We start from the raw sequence: 433 nt of genomic DNA, 5'->3' as shown, positions 1-433 counted from the left end.
ATTGAGCCAAACGGCATAGTCTTTATACTGAATGCCCAATTCCGGAAAATCAACTTTTTTACCCTGTATTAGTCTGTTGTATGCCTCTACAGCTTCAGACACCAGCAGTTCCATAGACCAGCCGTCTCCAATGATATGATGCATCGATAAAAAGAAGACATATTCCTGTTCTTTTACCTTCAGCAGCGAAGCTCTTATAAGAGGTGCTTTTTCTAAATCAAATGCCTCATGGTTTCTTTCTTCGATATACTTTGCAATGGCTTCTTGCTGGTTTTCTGCAAAACTGAAGTCTTCACTGGATATCTTAAAATCCAATTGTTCTGCAGGGATAATATATTGTCTGATATCACCCTGATTATCTGCTTTGAAATACGTTCGCAGTATTTCATGGCGCTGCAATAAAAGCTTAAACGATTCTTCGAATTTATCGGTG

Annotated in this window: 1 protein-coding gene; it reads right to left on the bottom strand. The window is 38.6% G+C overall.

Annotation, left to right across the window (positions count from 1 at the left end; all coding sequences use genetic code 11):
* The coding region (locus DM397_RS00375; protein ID WP_239457750.1) for a condensation domain-containing protein at positions 1-433 on the bottom strand (433 nt) is incomplete at both ends.

Origin of the sequence: Flavobacterium nitrogenifigens (assembly GCF_003254565.1) — a bacterium.
Classification (GTDB): domain Bacteria; phylum Bacteroidota; class Bacteroidia; order Flavobacteriales; family Flavobacteriaceae; genus Flavobacterium; species Flavobacterium nitrogenifigens.
Note: the sequence above shows the minus strand (reverse complement) of the source record. Positions and strands in the feature narration are given on the sequence as shown.